The following is a 16,594-nucleotide window of genomic DNA, read 5'->3' as shown; positions in this document are numbered from 1 at the left end:
GGTCAGACTCCGCTCCTGTTATTCACCATGTCATCGAGTTGCGGCAAGCCGCGGGTGATGACCTCACCATACAGCTCGTCCGGATCGAGCCGGCGCAGTTCGTCGGCGAGACAATCGCGCAGGCTGCGTCGTTTGAGCGTCAGATCCTGAACCGGCTGCCCGGGTTGGCTCAGACGGGCAATATCGGGCATCTCGCGTTCGAGCGAGATGGTCCCCGATGCGCGAGTAAGGTGCACCCCGTGCAGGCCGTTGGCCTGGGGACCGGTGGTCAACTCGTAGTCGACCGGTACCTGCAGTTGCATTTGCAGCCACGCAGCCAACAGTGCAGTGGACGGGGAGGCTGCCGCGCCGGTGACTTGAATTCCGATGATGGGTTCGTAGGGGGGCTGGTCCAACACTGCGGCCAGCTGGGCGCGCCACAGCGTCAGGCGCGTCCAGGCGAAGTCGGTGTCCCCGGGACGATAGCTGCCACAGAGATGGTGCAGCGCGGCCTGCGGATCCGGCTGGGTCGAAGCATCCGTAATGCGACGGTAGGCGATGCGTCCCAGCGGGGACTCGCTGGGAACGGCCGGGGCCGTACCGGGCCACCAGGCCACGACGGGAGCGTCGGACAATAGCAAGCCGGTGACCAGACTCTCCGGGTCGCTTGCTGCCTCACCGTAGACCCGCAAAACGATGACCTCACTGGCTCCGGCATCGCCGCCCACTCGGATTTCAGCGTCGACCCGAGCGTCGGGTGTCGCCGTCGTCGAGGTCGTTTCCTGAGTGGAGACGACGATGACGCGCATCGGATGCTCACGGGAAGCATCGTTGGCGGCCTCAATCGCCTCTTCTTCGTGACCGACGGTCGAGGCAATAATCAGGGTGAGCACGCGGCCGAGAGCCACGGCGCCGCCCTCTTCCCGAATGCGCACAAGCGCTTTTGAGATCTTCGCGGTCGTGGTGTCGGGCAGATCGACGATCATGGTCGCCTCCAGGTGCGGCCATCGCGGGCCAGTAAGTCGTCAGCGGATGTGGGTCCCCAGGTACCGGGGCGGTACTGCTCCGGTTGTCCTTGCGTGGCCCAGTATTCTTCGATCGGGTCCAGAATCTTCCACGACAGTTCGACCTCTTCATGCCGGGGGAACAGGGGCGGGTCGCCGAGGAGTACGTCGAGGATGAGTCGCTCATAGGCTTCCGGGCTCGCCTCGGTGAAGGCGTGGCCGTATCCGAAGTCCATGGTCACGTCTCGTACCTGCATCACGACGCCGGGCACCTTCGATCCGAACCGGATCGTGACTCCCTCATCGGGCTGAACCCGAATCACCAGGGCATTGTGGCCCAGTTCGGCGGTCTGACCGGGCGCGAACAGATACTGCGGGGCGCGTTTGAAAACCACGGCGATCTCGGTGACTCGACGGCCGAGGCGTTTGCCGGCACGCAGATAAAACGGCACTCCAGCCCAGCGGCGCGTGTCGATCGTCAACCGCATGGCGGCATAGGTCTCGGTGACCGATTCCGGGTTCATACCGTCTTCATCGAGAAAACCGACGACCTTTTCGCCACCTTGCCAACCGCCGGCGTACTGGCCCCGCGCGGTCCCTTGTCCAAGATCGGCGGGGAGCCGCACGGAGGCGAGCACCTTCTCCTTTTCGGCGCGCAGGTCGGCGGCATCAAAGGAGATTGGCTCTTCCATTGCGGTAAGCGCCAGCAATTGCAGCAAGTGGTTCTGAATCACGTCGCGCGCGGCGCCGATGCCGTCGTAGTATCCGGCGCGCCCACCCACACCGATGTCCTCGGCCATGGTGATTTGCACGTGTTCAACGTGGTTGGCGTTCCACAACGGTTCAAACATTTCATTGGCGAAGCGCAGTGCCAAAATGTTCTGCACCGTCTCTTTGCCGAGGTAGTGATCGATCCGAAAGACGGAGTCGGGCGGAAACACCGACTCGACCACATCGTTGAGCTGCCGTGCAGTCTTCAGATCGCTGCCGAACGGCTTCTCGATGACGACCCGACGCCACTGGCCGTTTTCCTGCTCGGCCAGACCCGATCGCCGCAACTGCTCGGTAACCTGAGGGAAAGCCTTGGGCGGAATCGCGAGGTAGAACGCATGGTTGCCCATAGTTCCTCGCTCACGGTCCAGCTCGTCGATGGTCTGGGATAGACGGGTGAACGCTTCGTCGTCGTCAAAGGTGCCCGAAACAAAACGGATGCCCTCAGCCAACTGAGCCCAGACGTCTTCGTGAAACTCGGTGCGGGCATGCTGTTTGACGGCATCGTGCACAACCTGCATGAAGTCTTCGTTGTCCCAGTCGCGGCGGGCAAACCCGACCAGGGCAAAACCGGGCGGTAGTAGCCCGCGATTGGCCAAATCGTAGACGGCGGGCATGAGCTTCTTGCGCGCAAGGTCACCGGTGACACCGAAGATCACGAGGCTGGAAGGCCCGGCGATTCTATTCAAGCGATAGTCGGATGGTGACCTGAGCGGATTAAACTCCGGAGTTATTTCCACCGGGGACATGCAGCTCCTTTGACGGGACAGTGCAGAAAAATGGGGATGCAGCAGAGGATCCCGGCACACTTAAAGTGCGTGTGCCGGGGGTCCGCACGGGGTGCCCGTGAGGACCCCTCCCGACTAGACCAACGCCTGGAACAGGGTGGCGACGTTCTGCTGGGGTTGGGTCAGCGTCAGCGTCAAAACGGGGCGTCCGTGCTCGGCCAGCACGCTCGCATCGCCACTGGCTTGCGCTTGGATGAGTTCTCCAAAGGTGAACGGACGCTCGGGAATATCGAGGTCCTCCGCCGGTGTGGCCAGAATTTGCAGGTACACGGCGGTAGCCGGTCCGCCCTTGTGGAATTGTCCGGTGGAGTGCAGAAAGCGCGGTCCCCAGCCAAACGTGACCGGTCGCTTCGACAGCGTAGCGAGCTTGTTGCGGATCTCGGCCAGCTGCGGAAGCGCAAGGCGGTCGACGTAGGCCTGCACGGCGACGTATCCGTCGGAGCCCAGCTCCTCAAGCAGCGCATCGATCGCCGAGGCAAGGTCGCTGGCCGCACCGATGACGTGCGGGGTCCCCCGCACTTCGATGCCGTCCGTGATAAACGAGGCGGGCGCCGGCGTCGGGCGAGCATCCAACAGGCCGCGCGTGGCGATTTTTGCGGATTCGACATCGGGCTGGTCGAACGGGTTGATGCCCAGCAGGCGCCCGGCAACGACGGTCGCGTACTCCCACACCAGAAACTGTGCGCCGAGGGTTCCGCTGACGACAATCTCGTCGCCGGTCTCAGCAAACAGCTCGGTGCCGGCATCAGCGACGACCCGCACGAGCTGCAGGTCGGGCAACGCCTCGGTCAGCTCGGGAGCGTCCAGCTCCAGCACGACCGGCAAAATTCCGGTGCCGAGCTTGCCGGTCGATTCGGCGATGAGCTGTTCGACCCAGTCCGCAAAGCCCACGATGTGTGTGCCGTCGGAAACGATGGCGAGCTTGTCGCGCCGCGGGCTGGTGGCGGCGATCGCTGCACCGAGAACGAGCCCCGGGTTCTCGGGGGAGTCAACGGCCAATGCCAGCGAGATCGACTCTGCCTCGTCGAGGAGCTCGCCGATGTCCACGCCGGCCAGTCCCGAGGGCACGAGTCCGAACGCGGTCAGTGCCGAGTAGCGCCCACCCACGGTGGGATCCGCGTTGAAAACGCGGTAGCCCGCTTCACGTGCGGATGCTTCGAGCGGCGAACCGGGGTCGGTCACAACGATGATGCGCTCGGCAGGATCGATACCGATCTCGCGAAAGGCGCGTTCGAAAACCCGGCGCTGGCTGTCGGTTTCAACGGTGGAGCCGCTCTTGGAAGAGACGACCAGGGCCGTGCCGGCGAGGTTGTCTTTCAGCGCGGAGAGCACCTGCCCGGGGTCGGTTGCGTCGAGTACCGTGAGAGCGACGCCAGCGGTGCGGGTGATGACCTCAGGGGCCAACGATGACCCGCCCATACCGGCGAGGGCGATCTGGGTAACGCCGCGAGCCTGCAGAACGGAACGCAGTTCCGTGATTTCGGCCACGAGCGGGCGAGAAACCGCGACGGATTCGGTCCAGCCCAGACGCAGTGCTGCTTCAGCTTCGGCCTCGGGGCCCCAGAGGGCCGGGTCGAGGGCGGTGATGCCGGAGGCGACGAGGTCCGCGACGAGGGTGGGAACAGTGGCCAGTACCGCGTCTGCCGCGGCGCCACTCACCGAGATGCGAAAGCTCATCACACGGCCGCCGTGGTCGAGGCTGCAGTGAGGGCCGTCTGCACCGTGTCGAGCAATTCGTTCCAGGACACCTCGAATTTGGACAGGCCTTCTTCTTCGAGCAGCCGGGTGACGTCGTCGTACGAGACACCCTGAGCGGCCAGCGCGTCGAGCACGGCATTTGCTCCAGCGTAGGAGCCGGTGACCGAGTCCGCCGGGATGACGCCGTGGTCGGCAGTAGCCTGCATGGTCTTCTCTGGCATGGTGTTGACGACCTCGGGGGCGACCAGCTCGGTCACGTAGAGGGTGTCGGGCAGGCTGGCATCTTTGACGCCGGTCGAGGCCCAGAGTGGGCGCTGTTTGGTGGCGCCGGCCTTGATCAAGCCGAGCGCACGCTCACTGCTGAATGCCTGCTCGTAGACCTGGTACGCGAGCTGGGCATTGGCGACGCCGGCCTTGCTCTTGAGGGCGAGAGCTTCGGGAGTACCGAGCGTTTCAAGACGGATGTTGATTTCAGAGTCGACGCGCGAGACGAAGAATGAGGCGACCGAGTGAATCGTGGAGAGGTCGATTCCGGCGGCCTTGGCCTGCTCGAGTCCGGACAGGTACGCGTTGATGACCTGGCGGTGACGCTCCAGGCTGAAGATCAGGGTCACGTTGACGCTGATGCCGAGGGCGATGGTGGCCGTGATGGCTTCCAGACCCTCGACCGTCGCGGGAATCTTGATCATCGCGTTGGCTCGGTTGACTTTCTTCCAGAGCTGCTGGGCCTGGGTGATCGTACCGGAAGCGTCGCGAGCGAGACTCGGCTCAACCTCGATCGAGACGCGGCCGTCCTGACCATTGGTCGCGTCGTAAACCGGGCGAAAGATGTCACAGGCAGCGGCGACGTCATCGGTGGTGATGGCGAAGACGGCGTCGGTCACGTTGGTACCGTCGGCGGCCAGCGTCGCGACCTGTTCGCTGTATGCCTCGCCCTTGGCCAGGGCACCGGCGAAGATCGTCGGGTTCGTGGTGACGCCGACGACGTTGCTGTTCTTGATCAGATCCTGCAGTCCACCGGAGTTGATGCGTTCACGAGAAAGGTCGTCGAGCCAAATGCTAACGCCGGCAGCGGACAGCTGGGCGAGGGGGGTGGGGTTTGTCATAGTGAAATCTCCTGGTTGTGCTGCTTCAGGCAGCTGACTGTAGCGGTGTGGTGGAGAAGGGGGAGAACAGTATCCTGCACAGTATTACCGAATCGGTCCCCCGGGGGCACTCAGGCCGCGCTGATGGATTCCTTCGCGGCGGCGACAACGGCTTCGGTGGTGATGCCGAATTCCCGGAATAGCGTCTGGTAGTCGGCGGAAGCCCCGAAGTGCTCGATCGAGATGCTCCGACCGGCATCGCCGACGTAGCCACGCCAGGTCAGTGCGAGGCCGGCCTCGACCGACACGCGAGCGGTGACCGCGGCGGGAAGCACCGATTCGCGGTACTCGCTGCTCTGCTCCTCGAACCATTCGAGGCAGGGTGCGCTCACGACGCGGGCGTTGATGCCTTCCAGGGCGAGCTGAGCGCGGGCGTCAACGGCGAGCTGCACCTCGGAGCCGGTGCCGATCAGAATCACGTCGGGGATGCCGCCAGCCGCTTCGGCCAACACATACGCGCCACGGGCCACGTTCTTCGCCGAGGCGAAGGTCTCGGCGGATGCTGCGCCTTCGCCGCGTTCGTACACCGGGATGTTCTGGCGGGTCAGGGCGATTCCGGCCGGGCCGTTCCGGCGTTCCAGAATGGTCTTCCAGGCCCAGGCGGTTTCATTGGCATCGCCGGGACGGACAACGTCCAGTCCCGGAATGGCGCGCAGGGTTGCCAGTTGTTCGATCGGCTGATGGGTGGGGCCGTCTTCGCCGAGAGCAACCGAGTCGTGGGTCCAGACGAAAATCGACGGCGCCTTCATGAGAGCGGCGAGGCGAACGGCCGGGCGCATGTAGTCGCTGAAAATCAAGAAGGTGCCACCGAACGGGCGGGTGTTGCCGTGCAACACGATGCCGTTGAGGATGGCGGCCATGGCGTGTTCCCGAATACCGAAGTGCAGCACTCGGCCGTAGGAGTTACCGGTCCACTCGCCCGTGGAGTGTTCGCTCGGAATAAACGATGCGGCGCCACCGATGGTGGTGTTGTTGGATTCGGCGAGGTCAGCGGAACCGCCCCAGAGCTCGGGGATAACGCCGCCGAGAGCGGTCAGAACCTTGCCGGATGCCGCGCGGGTCGAGACGGGGGTGCCGCCAGCGAAGAGGGGAAGGGCCGTCTCGACGCCATCGGGCAGGTCGCCGGAAAGTACCCGGTCGAGCAGAACCTTGCGTTCGGGGTTTGCCGCGGCCCAAGCGTCGAACTGCACGGTCCACTCCGCGTGCTGGGCGGCTCCGCGATCCACCGCCAGTCGAGTGTGGGCAATGACCTCGGGAGCGACATCAAAGTTCTTCTCCGGGTCGAAGCCCAGAATGGTTTTAACGCCCGCGAGTTCCTCGGCGCCGAGGGCGGAGCCGTGGATCTTGCCGGTGTTCTGCTTCTTCGGGCTCGGCCAGCCGATGATGGTCTTGAGAATAATCAGGCTCGGCTTGCCGGTTTCGTTCTGGGCGGCTTCGATGGCCGCGTTCAGCTCGGCGACGTCCTCGACGTAGGAGCCGGTCTTTTTCCAGTCCACCGTCTGAACGTGCCAGTCATAGGCGGCGTAGCGAGCAGCGACATCCTCGGTGAAAGCGATGTTGGTGTCGTCCTCAATCGAGATCTGGTTGCTGTCGTAGATCGTGATGAGGTTGCCGAGCTGTTGATGGCCGGCGAGGGAGGATGCCTCGCTCGTGATGCCTTCCTGCAGGTCGCCATCGCCGGCGATGACGTAGACGAAGTGGTCGAACGGGCTGGATCCGATTGCGGCATCCGGGTCGAACAGCCCGCGCTCGAAGCGGGAGGCGTAGGCGAACCCGACAGCCGAGGCGAGTCCCTGACCCAGCGGGCCGGTGGTGATCTCAACGCCGTCGGTGTGGCCGTATTCCGGGTGTCCAGGGGTCTTGGATCCCCAGGTGCGCAGCGCCTTGAGGTCTTCGAGCTCAAGGCCATAGCCGCCCAGGTACAACTGCACGTACTGCGTCAGCGAGCTGTGGCCGACCGAGAGGATGAAACGGTCGCGACCGATCCACTCGTTGTCGACCGGGTCCCGGCGCATGATCTTCTGAAACAGAAGATACGCGGCGGGAGCGAGGCTCATCGCGGTGCCCGGATGCCCATTCCCAACCTTCTCGACGGCGTCAGCCGCCAGAATTCGCGCGGTGTCAACCGCTTTATTGTCGATGGAATCCCACTGCAATGCTGCCACGTTTTTTGGCCCTTCTATAAAGCGAAGAGGGCGAGTTGTTGTCAACCCGTCCTGAGATTGTCGTCACACGTATAGAGATCGAAACCTGATCGTTCTGTGTTTCCCGTCAGCCGCCACGAGACGGCACCTTAACTGGGCGGTAACGCGGAACCACGAGGTGGCGCGCCGAATCGCAGAGAGGGTGGGGGAACAATCCAAGTATACGGATCCGTGCCAAGGCGCACGGGTCATATGACGTTACATGGAGAAACAATCCGGTCAGGCGCCCGGTGGAGCGTCGGTCGAGGCGTGACCTAGACTGAGAAGACTTGCCTAGCGTTAGAGGAACAATGGACGTCGCCCTGAAGACCCCGGTCCTAAGCGGACCGCGCACACTAAAGCGCACCCTGAAGGCCTATCTTTCCCTGACCAAACCGCGAGTTGTCGAACTTTTGTTGGTCGTCACGGCGCCCACGATGCTGCTCGCCGAGCAGGGGATCCCCAGTCTCTGGCTGATTCTCGCCACGCTGGTCGGCGGTTCGCTCAGTGCCGGCTCCGCCGGGGCCTTCAACTGCTACCTCGATCGCGATATCGACCGCTTGATGAAGCGCACCAAGAATCGCCCGCTGGTCACCGGTGAACTCAGCGACCGAGAAGCACTGATTTTCGCCTGGGCTTTGGGTGCGGCATCCATTCTTTGGCTGGGCCTTCTGACCAACTGGCTCGCCGCAGCACTCTCGTTCGCCGCCATTTTGCTCTATGTCGTCTTCTATACGATCATTCTCAAACGTCGCACCCCGCAGAATATTGTTTGGGGCGGTATTGCCGGCTGCATGCCCGTACTCATCGGCTGGGCGGCCGTGACCGGGGACCTGTCCTGGCCGCCGTTCATTCTGTTCATGATTATTTTTCTGTGGACACCCCCGCACTACTGGCCGCTGTCGATGAAATATCGCAGCGACTACCAGGCCGCGGGCGTTCCAATGCTGGCCGTCGTGCGTGGTCGTGCGCAGGTGGGCCTGCAGGTCATCCTGTATGCCTGGGCTACGGTTGCTTGCTCGCTGCTGCTCATCCCGGTAGCGGGCATGGGCTTGCTCTACAGTTTTGTCGCTCTCGTCACGGGCGGCTGGTTCATCTACGAAACGCACCGGCTCTACAGCTTGGCCATTCGCCACGAGCATGTGTCCCCGATGCGCGTGTTCCACGGCTCGATCGCCTACCTGACCTTGCTCTTTGTGGCCGTCGGTGTAGACCCACTCCTGCCGTTCTAACCGGTCCTCTGGGCCTTTTACCAGGGGGAGACCTCATGTGGGCGTACGAGGGAACGGCCTGGCTCACCTATCTGGGACAGATAACGGGCATCCCGGCGTCGCGATTTTAGACCCGACGGGTGAGCCGGGTATCGATCTTGCCGACGTCGGCCGAATGAATCACAACCGTGACCACGCGTCCGGCCAGGGCCATCGCTGTCCCCGTGAAGTCGGACGCCGTCACGCTGATGGCGGTCAGGGCCATGCCGTCGACGATCAAATTCGAACGACGGGCCAGCGCGAGTTCGATCTCCGCCTGCTGCTGCGTATGCCGTTCGGCCCACAATTCTGACCCGAAATCGTACGGATTCTTGGCGTAGTTCATAACGATGTACTGCAGATGCTGGTTGAGCGCGTCACGGATAGGGTCGCCACCGCGATTGGTGGAGCCCGGCACATCCGTAAAAACGAATCCGCGCAGCTCGGCGATGCCAACCGGCCCGGCCGGGGAATCTTCGAACCAGAAATTGCCTGACGGGTCGGCGAGCCAATAGTGCGCCTGCGCTTCAAGCGTGCGGCCGTGATTGCCGTACCAACTCCAGCCGCGTTCCTGAATACGCTGTTGCGGCACGAACCCGAACACCGGGGGACCAAACAGGGCAAGGCGCGCCGCGTCGTCTGGCGGCTTCGATTTGGCTCCCGGAGCGAAATGCATGTCTGGAGAGTACACCGGCGACCAGCGTCGGGGGAGAGACGCGCGAGAATTCATGGCCCGTTCACGCCGCCGAACCCGGTCGGCACGGGGTCAGGAAAGCATTTTTGGGTGTTCCAGCACCGTCTTTCTGCCAGAATCAGCTACATCTGAGACGATCGGACCGAAGGGAAACCATGAAAACGCACCTTGTCGTTGGAGCCGGGCACATTGGTCGTCCGCTCGCCGAGCGCCTCGCGGAGCGCGGCGACTCGGTGACCATCGCGACCCGATCGGGCTCGAGCGCTGTCGGCACCACCGCCCGCATCCTTGATGCCCGCGACCCGGCCGCGTTCACCCAGGCCGCCGTGAACGCGTCAACCATCTTTCTTTGTACCAATCCGCCCTACACCGACTGGGCAGCGCAGTGGCCGCCGATCTTCGCTGCGGCGATTGCGGCGGCCATGGCGACCGGTGCCCGCATAGTCGCGATGGGGAACCTATATCCCTATGGTGCACCGACCGGCGCAATGACCGAGCAGTCACCCGAGACAACCATCGAAACGAAGGGACTGATTCGCCGCGCCGGATGGGCCGCGCTGCGCGCTGCGCACGACGCCGGTGACATTCGCGCCGTGGAGGTGCGGGCCAGCGACTACTTCGGGCCGGGAGCCACCGGCACCGCCCACCTCGGAGAGTCGTTTTTCACTGCCGTTCTGCGGTCGAAAACCGCTCACGTCGTCGGTAAACCGCAGGTCGAGCACAGTTGGAGCTACCTGCCCGATATCGTGGCAACTCTCATCGCTGCCGCAGACTTCACGGGGGACTGGGGACGAATCTGGCATGTTCCGAGCGGAACCTTCAGCCGCAGCGATATCGTCGCGCAGCTCAACGCGCACTACGGCACTCGGGGAAAAGTCTCCGGCTATCCGCAGTGGCTACTGCGTTCGCTCGGCCTGGCCAATCCGATGATGCACGAGGTGTGGGCCTCGAGCTACCAATTCGTGCTGCCGTTCATCATCGACTCGACCGAGACCGAACGTGCACTCGGCATCACCGCCACGCCGTGGAACGACGCACTCTTCGCCACCGCTCAGAGCTATCGCAACCTGAACTGATCGCCGGCTATCGGCTGCCGGCTTCGTTCGCCGCAGACAGCCGTGTGGCGTCAACCGCTGCTGCTGCCGGAGCCTTGAGCTTCAGCACAACGGCGGTCATCGTGGCGGCGAGCACGCAGGCGAGCACCATGTGCAGGCCCACGAGAACGGGCGGCAGACCCAAATTCGCCTGAAGCAGACCGACCGTGATCTGCACGATCTCGACGACCAGCAGTAGGGCAACGAATGCACGCACGGCCAGTTTGCCGCGAACGGCTGCCACGAGCAGCACGATCGTCAAGGCGAATGTTGCGTAGCCCGGCCAGGCATGCAGGTGCTCGAGCAGCTCGGCATTGAAGCCCGTGCGCCCCGCCGCGACATCGCCCGAGTGCGGTCCGGATGCGGTGGTCAGCACGCCCATCATCACGGTCAATGCCACGACGAAACTCGTGGCATGGGCCAGCCCGGCGAATCCGCTCGGCACGATGAGGGTGCGCACTCCCGGCGCCAGATAAACGCGGTACACGAGTACCGTTGCGATGCAGACCATGAGAAGCGACACCGTGAAGTGAAAGCCGACGATGAACGGGTTGAGGCCGGTCAACACGGTGACGCCGCCGACAAGTGCCTGCACAAGGACGCCGCCGCCGAGAATCACGGCGAGAACGAACAGGTCCTTACGTTCCGTGCGCAAACGCCAGAGCAGAACGACCGCCGCAATCGCAATGATGCCGATCAGCCCGGTCATCAGGCGGTTGCCGAACTCAATAATGCCGTGCACGCCCATCTCGTCGGTCGGTACCAGCGACCCGGCAACGCAGGTCGGCCAGGTTGGGCAGCCAAGTCCGGAGCCGGTCAGGCGAACAGCGCCGCCGGTTCCGACGATCAGGATTTCCGTTACGAGGGATAGCCAGGCGACCACCCGGATACGTCCGTCGATAGCGCGGGGCAACCATTGGTATATCGGATTCACCGGTTCTGCTCTCTATATCTTTTGAGGAGCGCGTGTCTTCAGATCGTGTCGTCTACAGATGTGAATCGACCGGCAAGCACGCGTATCATGCTGATCAACCTGTAGAATTGGTATCTCCATGGAGATCCTTCGTGCAGTCATGGTGATTGCACGATTTCAATCGGAACCGAACAGCGCCCTCGGGTGTTGGTCGGCTCGGGTTCATTTCGTTCCATGAATATTCTAGGTACGCAACGTAGCTGTCCACACAACCCGTTCCCGTGGTCTTCACTGAGGTCAGGGGAATGACCGGACTAATATCCGGGTTGTGCTGGGTAGAGAAGAGGTAATTATGTCGGATGTCCTGTTAGACCGTCCCGACCTTGAGGGGATTGGCACCTACGAATTTGGGTGGGCCGATTCCGACAAGGCTGGCGCATCCGCTCGTCGTGGTATTTCCCCCGAGGTTGTCACTGACATCTCCAACCTGAAGTCCGAGCCGGATTGGATGTTGCAGCGCCGCTTGAAGGCCCTGCAGCTGTTCGAACGCAAGCCCATGCCCACTTGGGGCGCCGATCTCTCCGAGATCGACTTCGATAACATCAAGTACTTCGTGCGTTCCACGGAGAAGCAGGCCCAGACTTGGGAAGACCTGCCCGATGACATCAAGAACACCTACGAGAAGCTCGGTATCCCCGAAGCTGAGCGTCAGCGCCTCGTCTCCGGTGTTGCAGCCCAGTACGAGTCCGAAGTGGTCTACCACCAGATCAATGAGGAACTCGAAGCCCAGGGCGTTATCTTCATGGACACCGACACGGCGCTCAAGGAGCACCCGGAGTTCTTCGAAGAGTACTTCGGCACGATCATCCCCTCGGGCGACAATAAGTTCGCCGCGCTCAACACGGCCGTCTGGTCGGGCGGATCGTTCGTCTATGTGCCGCCCGGCGTGCACGTTGAGATTCCGTTGCAGGCATATTTCCGCATCAACACGGAGAACATGGGCCAGTTTGAGCGCACGCTCATCATCGCCGACGAGGGCAGCTACGTGCACTACATCGAGGGCTGCACCGCCCCGATCTACAAGTCCGACTCGCTGCACTCCGCCGTGGTCGAGATCGTCGTCAAGAAGAACGCCCGTGTTCGCTACACGACCATCCAGAACTGGTCGAACAACGTCTACAACCTCGTCACCAAGCGGGCCACGGCCGGTGAAGGTGCCACGATGGAATGGATCGACGGCAACATCGGTTCCAAGGTCACCATGAAATACCCGTCCATTTACCTCATGGGTGAGCACGCCAAGGGTGAGACCCTGTCGGTCGCCTTTGCCGGACCCGGCCAGCACCAGGACGCCGGCGCCAAGATGATCCACATGGCCCCGTACACCCAGTCATCCATTGTGTCCAAGTCCATCGCACGCGGTGGCGGACGTAGCGGATACCGCGGTGAGGTTCGAGTGGATGCCGCCGCGCACCACGCGGCCAACACCGTGCGCTGTGATGCGCTCCTGGTCGACACCCAGTCACGCTCCGACACCTACCCGTCCATCGACATCCGCGTGGACGACGTGCAGCTCGGCCACGAGGCCACCGTCTCGCGCGTCAGTGAAGAACAACTGTTCTACCTGATGAGCCGCGGCATGCCCGAAGACGAGGCCATGGCCATGATCGTTCGTGGATTCATCGAACCGATCGCCCGGGAGCTCCCGATGGAGTACGCCCTCGAACTCAACAAGCTCATTGAAATGGGCATGGAAGGATCCGTCGGCTAAATGTCCGCCGCTTCAGCGCTTTCGAAGAGCGCTTCAAAAACTGTGCCCGCACCATCCACACCAGATGCTGGCTCGTCGGTCCTCCCGACCGGCCAGCACGGAATCAAAGAACACTCCGACGGACGTTTCGGCTACGTGCCGGTACAAACCCGCTCGGACCGCTTCAAGAGCGTCAACGTCGTCGACTTCGAGGCCGTCACCGGCCGCGAAGCCGTCTGGAAGCATTCGCCCGTCGCAAAGTTCACCGACCTCACCGCCGGCGACCTCGACGGCTCACGCTATGACGTCGAGTCCACCGAGGTGGCGGGGATCTCCGTCAACTGGGTACCCCGATCGGATGCCCGGATCGGCACCGCCGGTCTGCCGGAAGAACGCGCCGCCGCCAACGCCTGGGGTGCTTTCGACGAGGCTCTGGCCATCACGGTGTCCGGTGAGGAAGCCAAGGAGATCACGGTCACCCGATCGACCCTGGGCAACTCCGCTCGCGCCGCCCACACGATCATCGAGGCCAAGCCGTTCAGCCAGGCCACGGTCATCCTGCACAACACGGGTGACGCCCGGCTGAGCGAAAACGTTGAGATCATTCTCGGCGAGTCCGCCAACCTCACGGTCGTCACGCTGCAGGAATGGAACGACTCCGCGGTGCACCTGGCCAACCATTTCGCATCCGTTGGTCGTGACGCCCGCCTCAAGCACGTGGTTGTTTCCCTCGGTGGCAGCATCGTGCGGGTCAACCCCTCGGTACGTCTGGCCGGTCCCGGTTCTGACACCCTGCTTCTCGGGCTCTACTTCGCGGATGCCGGCCAGCACCTGGAACAGCAGGTGTATGTTTTCCACGACGCGCCGAAGAGCCGCAGCCGGGTCAACTACAAGGGCGCGCTGCAGGGTAAAGATGCGCACACGGTCTGGATCGGCGACGTGCTGATCGGCAGTAACGGTGCCGGTACCGACAGCTACGAACAGAACCGCAACCTCGTGCTGAGCGAGGGCACCCGCGCCGATTCCATCCCCAACCTGGAGATCGAAACCGGCGATATCGTCGGAGCCGGTCACGCCAGTGCCACGGGTCGATTCGATGATGAGCAACTGTTCTACCTGCAGGCTCGCGGTATCACCGAGGAAGAAGCGCGCCGTCTCGTCGTGCGCGGCTTTCTCACCGAGGTCGTGCAGCAGATTGGTTCCCCCGAACTTGAAGCGCGGTTGCAGCTCGCAATCGAAGCCGAACTTATTGGAACGGACGACAAGTAAGCATGGCCGCAACGAAGATCTGCGCTCTCGATGAGCTCGAAGTAAACCAGGCCGTCAAGGTCGAAATCGATGGCGTCGCCATCGCTCTCGTGCGTGACGCCGCCGGCGAGGTGTACGCCATCGGCGACACCTGCACGCACGGCGACATCTCGCTGTCGGAGGGATTCGTGGAAGGTCAGACGCTTGAGTGCTGGGCCCACGGCTCCATGTTCTCCCTCACCACCGGTAAGCCGCTGTCACTGCCGGCCTACGATCCGGTCCCGGTTTACCACGTTGAACTCATCGACGGTTTCGTCTTCGTCGATCCGTCCGTCACCGTCGCGGTCTAACCACCGCCCCACCAGCACCAGCTCCCATAGAGACTTGAGAAAGGGATCCGACATTCATGTCTGTTCTTGAAATTGTCGACCTGCACGTCAGCGTCGAAACCGACCAGGGCACCAAGCAAATTCTGCGCGGCGTCAACCTCACCATTAACGAGGGCGAAATTCACGCCATCATGGGCCCCAACGGCTCAGGCAAGTCCACCCTCGCCTACACGATCGCCGGCCACCCCAAGTATCACGTCGAGAGCGGTTCGATCCTGATCGACGGTGCCGATGTGCTCGCCATGACAGTGGATGCCCGCGCCCGCGCCGGCCTCTTCCTTGCCATGCAGTACCCGGTCGAGATTCCGGGTGTTACCGTCACCAACTTCCTCCGCACGGCTAAGACGGCCATTGAGGGTGAAGCCCCGCCCATCCGTACCTGGATCAAGGACGTTCGTCAGGCCATGACGAACCTGCGCATGGACAAGACCTTCGCCGAGCGCAACGTCAACGAGGGATTCTCCGGCGGCGAGAAGAAGCGCAACGAGATCTTGCAGCTTGAACTGCTCAAGCCCAAATTCGCCGTGCTCGACGAGACCGACTCCGGCCTCGACGTTGACGCGCTCAAGATCGTTGCGGAGGGCGTCAACCGTGCCAAGGCCAACACCGGCCTCGGACTGCTGCTGATCACGCACTACACGCGCATCCTGCGCTACATCCACCCCGACTTCGTACACGTGTTCGTCAACGGCAGAATCGCCGAACAGGGCGGCCCGGAGCTGGCCGATCGCCTCGAGGACGAAGGCTATGATCGCTTTCTTGTCCCGTCGAACGTAGGCTAGTCCTATGGCCTCAACACTCAGTCCGGCTCGCTTCGACGAAATCGAAGAAGCCCTTAAAGACGTCATGGACCCGGAACTCGGCATCAACGTCGTCGACCTGGGGCTCATTTATGACCTCGGCTGGGACGACGAGAACAACGCGCTCATCATCCACATGACCCTCACCTCGGCCGGCTGCCCACTGACCGACGTGCTTGAGGAACAGACGGCCGAGGCTCTTGATGGAGTCGTCGATCAGTTCCGCATCAACTGGGTCTGGATGCCGCCGTGGGGTCCGGAGAAGATCACCGACGATGGTCGCGACATGATGCGAGCCCTCGGCTTCGCCATGTAGCTCCAGTTCCATCTCGAAGGCCCCGCTTGCATCCGCAGGCGGGGCCTTCCTTCTTTGAGCGTGCCGAATCTCCGGTTGGTCGTGGCCGGTGGGCCGCGCCTGAGCATGGCAACCCGACTGCCCGCCCGATGCAGGTTGCAGGTCGCGGGTTGCCGCCAGCTTCCTTGCTGCCCTCAGCTGGGGCTTCCTTGAGGGACGGTTTCTAGAATGGTTGGGGGTCGGGGTTCTCGGCGTTGTCGGTGTCCCGGGCGGAGGTCCGGGCGGAGGTACAGTCGGAGGTCCACGGGTTGGGCGGGGGTGGTGCTGGTGCGTTGGGCGGGGGTGGTGCTGGTGCGGTGTGTTGCAGGTGGGGGCTGATTCGGGTGGCGGGGTCGGTGGCGTAGTGCTTGCCGGCGGGGCTGGTCCAGTGCAGGGTGCCGTCGGGGTCGGCGCTGGCTTTCCACTGGCTGAAGTGTTTCAGGTTGTGGTGTGCTGGGGAGAGGAAGTGCAGGTTGGTGGCGGTGGTGGGGCCGCCGAATTGTTTGTCGATGGTGTGGTCGAGGTCGCTGTGGCCGGCGGAGCGGTTGCAGCCG

15 protein-coding genes are annotated in these 16,594 nt (G+C 62.9%); 7 read left to right on the top strand and 8 right to left on the bottom strand.

Features of this window, described 5'->3' with window-relative positions; all coding sequences use genetic code 11:
• Positions 1-2: 2 nt before the first annotated feature.
• The 5 genes from QMK22_RS16065 to tkt all read right to left on the bottom strand — a co-directional run bounded on the left by QMK22_RS16065 (position 3) and on the right by tkt (position 7,550).
• Positions 3-965, bottom strand: a complete 963-nt coding sequence (locus QMK22_RS16065; RefSeq protein WP_283498661.1) for a glucose-6-phosphate dehydrogenase assembly protein OpcA — start codon at positions 963-965, stop codon at positions 3-5.
• A complete protein-coding gene (gene zwf, locus QMK22_RS16060) occupies positions 962-2,503 on the bottom strand; it encodes a glucose-6-phosphate dehydrogenase (protein ID WP_283498660.1) in 1,542 nt (513 codons plus the stop codon). Before zwf ends, QMK22_RS16065 begins: the two co-directional genes overlap by 4 nt.
• A 114-nt stretch (positions 2,504-2,617) precedes the next feature.
• A complete protein-coding gene (locus QMK22_RS16055) occupies positions 2,618-4,219 on the bottom strand; it encodes a phosphoglucose isomerase-related protein (protein WP_283498659.1) in 1,602 nt (533 codons plus the stop codon).
• Positions 4,219-5,346, bottom strand: coding sequence for a transaldolase (tal, locus tag QMK22_RS16050; protein WP_283498658.1), 1,128 nt, complete (start codon positions 5,344-5,346; stop codon positions 4,219-4,221). The genes QMK22_RS16055 and tal overlap by 1 nt, the downstream gene beginning before the upstream one ends.
• Positions 5,347-5,456: 110 nt before the next feature.
• Positions 5,457-7,550 carry a transketolase gene (gene tkt / locus QMK22_RS16045; protein ID WP_283498657.1) on the bottom strand — a complete coding sequence of 698 codons (2,094 nt, stop codon included), beginning with the start codon at positions 7,548-7,550 and terminating at the stop codon, positions 5,457-5,459.
• 329 nt (positions 7,551-7,879) lie between these two features.
• On the opposite strand from tkt, the gene QMK22_RS16040 reads away from it, so the two are divergent.
• Complete coding sequence (locus QMK22_RS16040) at positions 7,880-8,800, top strand: heme o synthase (RefSeq protein WP_283498656.1); 921 nt, start codon at positions 7,880-7,882, stop codon at positions 8,798-8,800.
• A 106-nt stretch (positions 8,801-8,906) separates the two neighbouring features.
• Here QMK22_RS16040 and QMK22_RS16035 read toward each other — a convergent pair whose 3' ends face one another.
• A complete protein-coding gene (locus tag QMK22_RS16035; protein ID WP_283498655.1) occupies positions 8,907-9,494 on the bottom strand; it encodes a hypothetical protein in 588 nt (195 codons plus the stop codon).
• A gap of 173 nt (positions 9,495-9,667) precedes the next feature.
• Between QMK22_RS16035 and QMK22_RS16030 the strand changes: the two genes are divergently transcribed.
• Entirely contained in the window at positions 9,668-10,588 is a 921-nt protein-coding gene (locus QMK22_RS16030) for an NAD-dependent epimerase/dehydratase family protein (protein ID WP_283498654.1), read from the top strand.
• Between the two features lie 7 nt (positions 10,589-10,595).
• On the opposite strand, the gene QMK22_RS16025 is transcribed toward QMK22_RS16030, so the two are convergent.
• Positions 10,596-11,540, bottom strand: a complete 945-nt coding sequence (locus QMK22_RS16025) for a COX15/CtaA family protein (RefSeq protein WP_283498653.1) — start codon at positions 11,538-11,540, stop codon at positions 10,596-10,598.
• A gap of 331 nt (positions 11,541-11,871) precedes the next feature.
• Here QMK22_RS16025 and sufB point away from each other — a divergent pair, with 331 nt between their 5' ends.
• Genes sufB through QMK22_RS16000 form a run of 5 tightly spaced genes read left to right on the top strand, consistent with a single transcriptional unit; the run spans position 11,872 to position 16,022 of the window.
• The gene (gene sufB / locus QMK22_RS16020) at positions 11,872-13,290 is read left to right on the top strand and encodes a Fe-S cluster assembly protein SufB (RefSeq protein ID WP_283498652.1); all 1,419 of its coding nucleotides are present in this window, start codon (positions 11,872-11,874) and stop codon (positions 13,288-13,290) included.
• Positions 13,291-14,538, top strand: coding sequence for a Fe-S cluster assembly protein SufD (gene sufD, locus QMK22_RS16015; protein WP_283498651.1), 1,248 nt, complete (start codon positions 13,291-13,293; stop codon positions 14,536-14,538).
• A gap of 2 nt (positions 14,539-14,540) precedes the next feature.
• Positions 14,541-14,867, top strand: a complete 327-nt coding sequence (locus QMK22_RS16010; RefSeq protein WP_283498650.1) for a non-heme iron oxygenase ferredoxin subunit — start codon at positions 14,541-14,543, stop codon at positions 14,865-14,867.
• 56 nt (positions 14,868-14,923) lie between these two features.
• Positions 14,924-15,688, top strand: coding sequence for a Fe-S cluster assembly ATPase SufC (sufC, locus tag QMK22_RS16005; protein ID WP_283498649.1), 765 nt, complete (start codon positions 14,924-14,926; stop codon positions 15,686-15,688).
• Positions 15,689-15,692: 4 nt separating this feature from the next.
• The gene (locus tag QMK22_RS16000) at positions 15,693-16,022 is read left to right on the top strand and encodes a metal-sulfur cluster assembly factor (RefSeq protein ID WP_092107875.1); all 330 of its coding nucleotides are present in this window, start codon (positions 15,693-15,695) and stop codon (positions 16,020-16,022) included.
• A 202-nt stretch (positions 16,023-16,224) separates the two neighbouring features.
• Here QMK22_RS16000 and QMK22_RS15995 read toward each other — a convergent pair.
• Positions 16,225-16,594: HNH endonuclease signature motif containing protein (locus QMK22_RS15995; protein WP_283498648.1), on the bottom strand; the 370-nt coding region annotated here is incomplete at its 5' end.

The organism is Cryobacterium sp. PH29-G1, assembly GCF_030063365.1.
Classification (GTDB): Bacteria; Actinomycetota; Actinomycetes; order Actinomycetales; family Microbacteriaceae; genus Cryobacterium.
Note: the sequence above shows the minus strand (reverse complement) of the source record. Positions and strands in the feature narration are given on the sequence as shown.

Bases quoted from the DNA above. Each gene is read 5' to 3' on its own strand.
- QMK22_RS16065 (WP_283498661.1), bottom strand. From the start codon at position 965: ATGATCGTCGATCTGCCCGACACCACGACCGCGAAGATCTCAAAAGCG.
- zwf (WP_283498660.1), bottom strand. From the start codon at position 2,503: ATGTCCCCGGTGGAAATAACTCCGGAGTTTAATCCGCTCAGGTCACCA.
- QMK22_RS16055 (WP_283498659.1), bottom strand. From the start codon at position 4,219: ATGAGCTTTCGCATCTCGGTGAGTGGCGCCGCGGCAGACGCGGTACTG.
- tal (WP_283498658.1), bottom strand. From the start codon at position 5,346: ATGACAAACCCCACCCCCCTCGCCCAGCTGTCCGCTGCCGGCGTTAGC.
- QMK22_RS16040 (WP_283498656.1), top strand. From the start codon at position 7,880: ATGGACGTCGCCCTGAAGACCCCGGTCCTAAGCGGACCGCGCACACTA.
- QMK22_RS16035 (WP_283498655.1), bottom strand. From the start codon at position 9,494: ATGCATTTCGCTCCGGGAGCCAAATCGAAGCCGCCAGACGACGCGGCG.
- QMK22_RS16030 (WP_283498654.1), top strand. From the start codon at position 9,668: ATGAAAACGCACCTTGTCGTTGGAGCCGGGCACATTGGTCGTCCGCTC.
- sufB (WP_283498652.1), top strand. From the start codon at position 11,872: ATGTCGGATGTCCTGTTAGACCGTCCCGACCTTGAGGGGATTGGCACC.
- sufD (WP_283498651.1), top strand. From the start codon at position 13,291: ATGTCCGCCGCTTCAGCGCTTTCGAAGAGCGCTTCAAAAACTGTGCCC.
- QMK22_RS16010 (WP_283498650.1), top strand. From the start codon at position 14,541: ATGGCCGCAACGAAGATCTGCGCTCTCGATGAGCTCGAAGTAAACCAG.
- sufC (WP_283498649.1), top strand. From the start codon at position 14,924: ATGTCTGTTCTTGAAATTGTCGACCTGCACGTCAGCGTCGAAACCGAC.
- QMK22_RS16000 (WP_092107875.1), top strand. From the start codon at position 15,693: ATGGCCTCAACACTCAGTCCGGCTCGCTTCGACGAAATCGAAGAAGCC.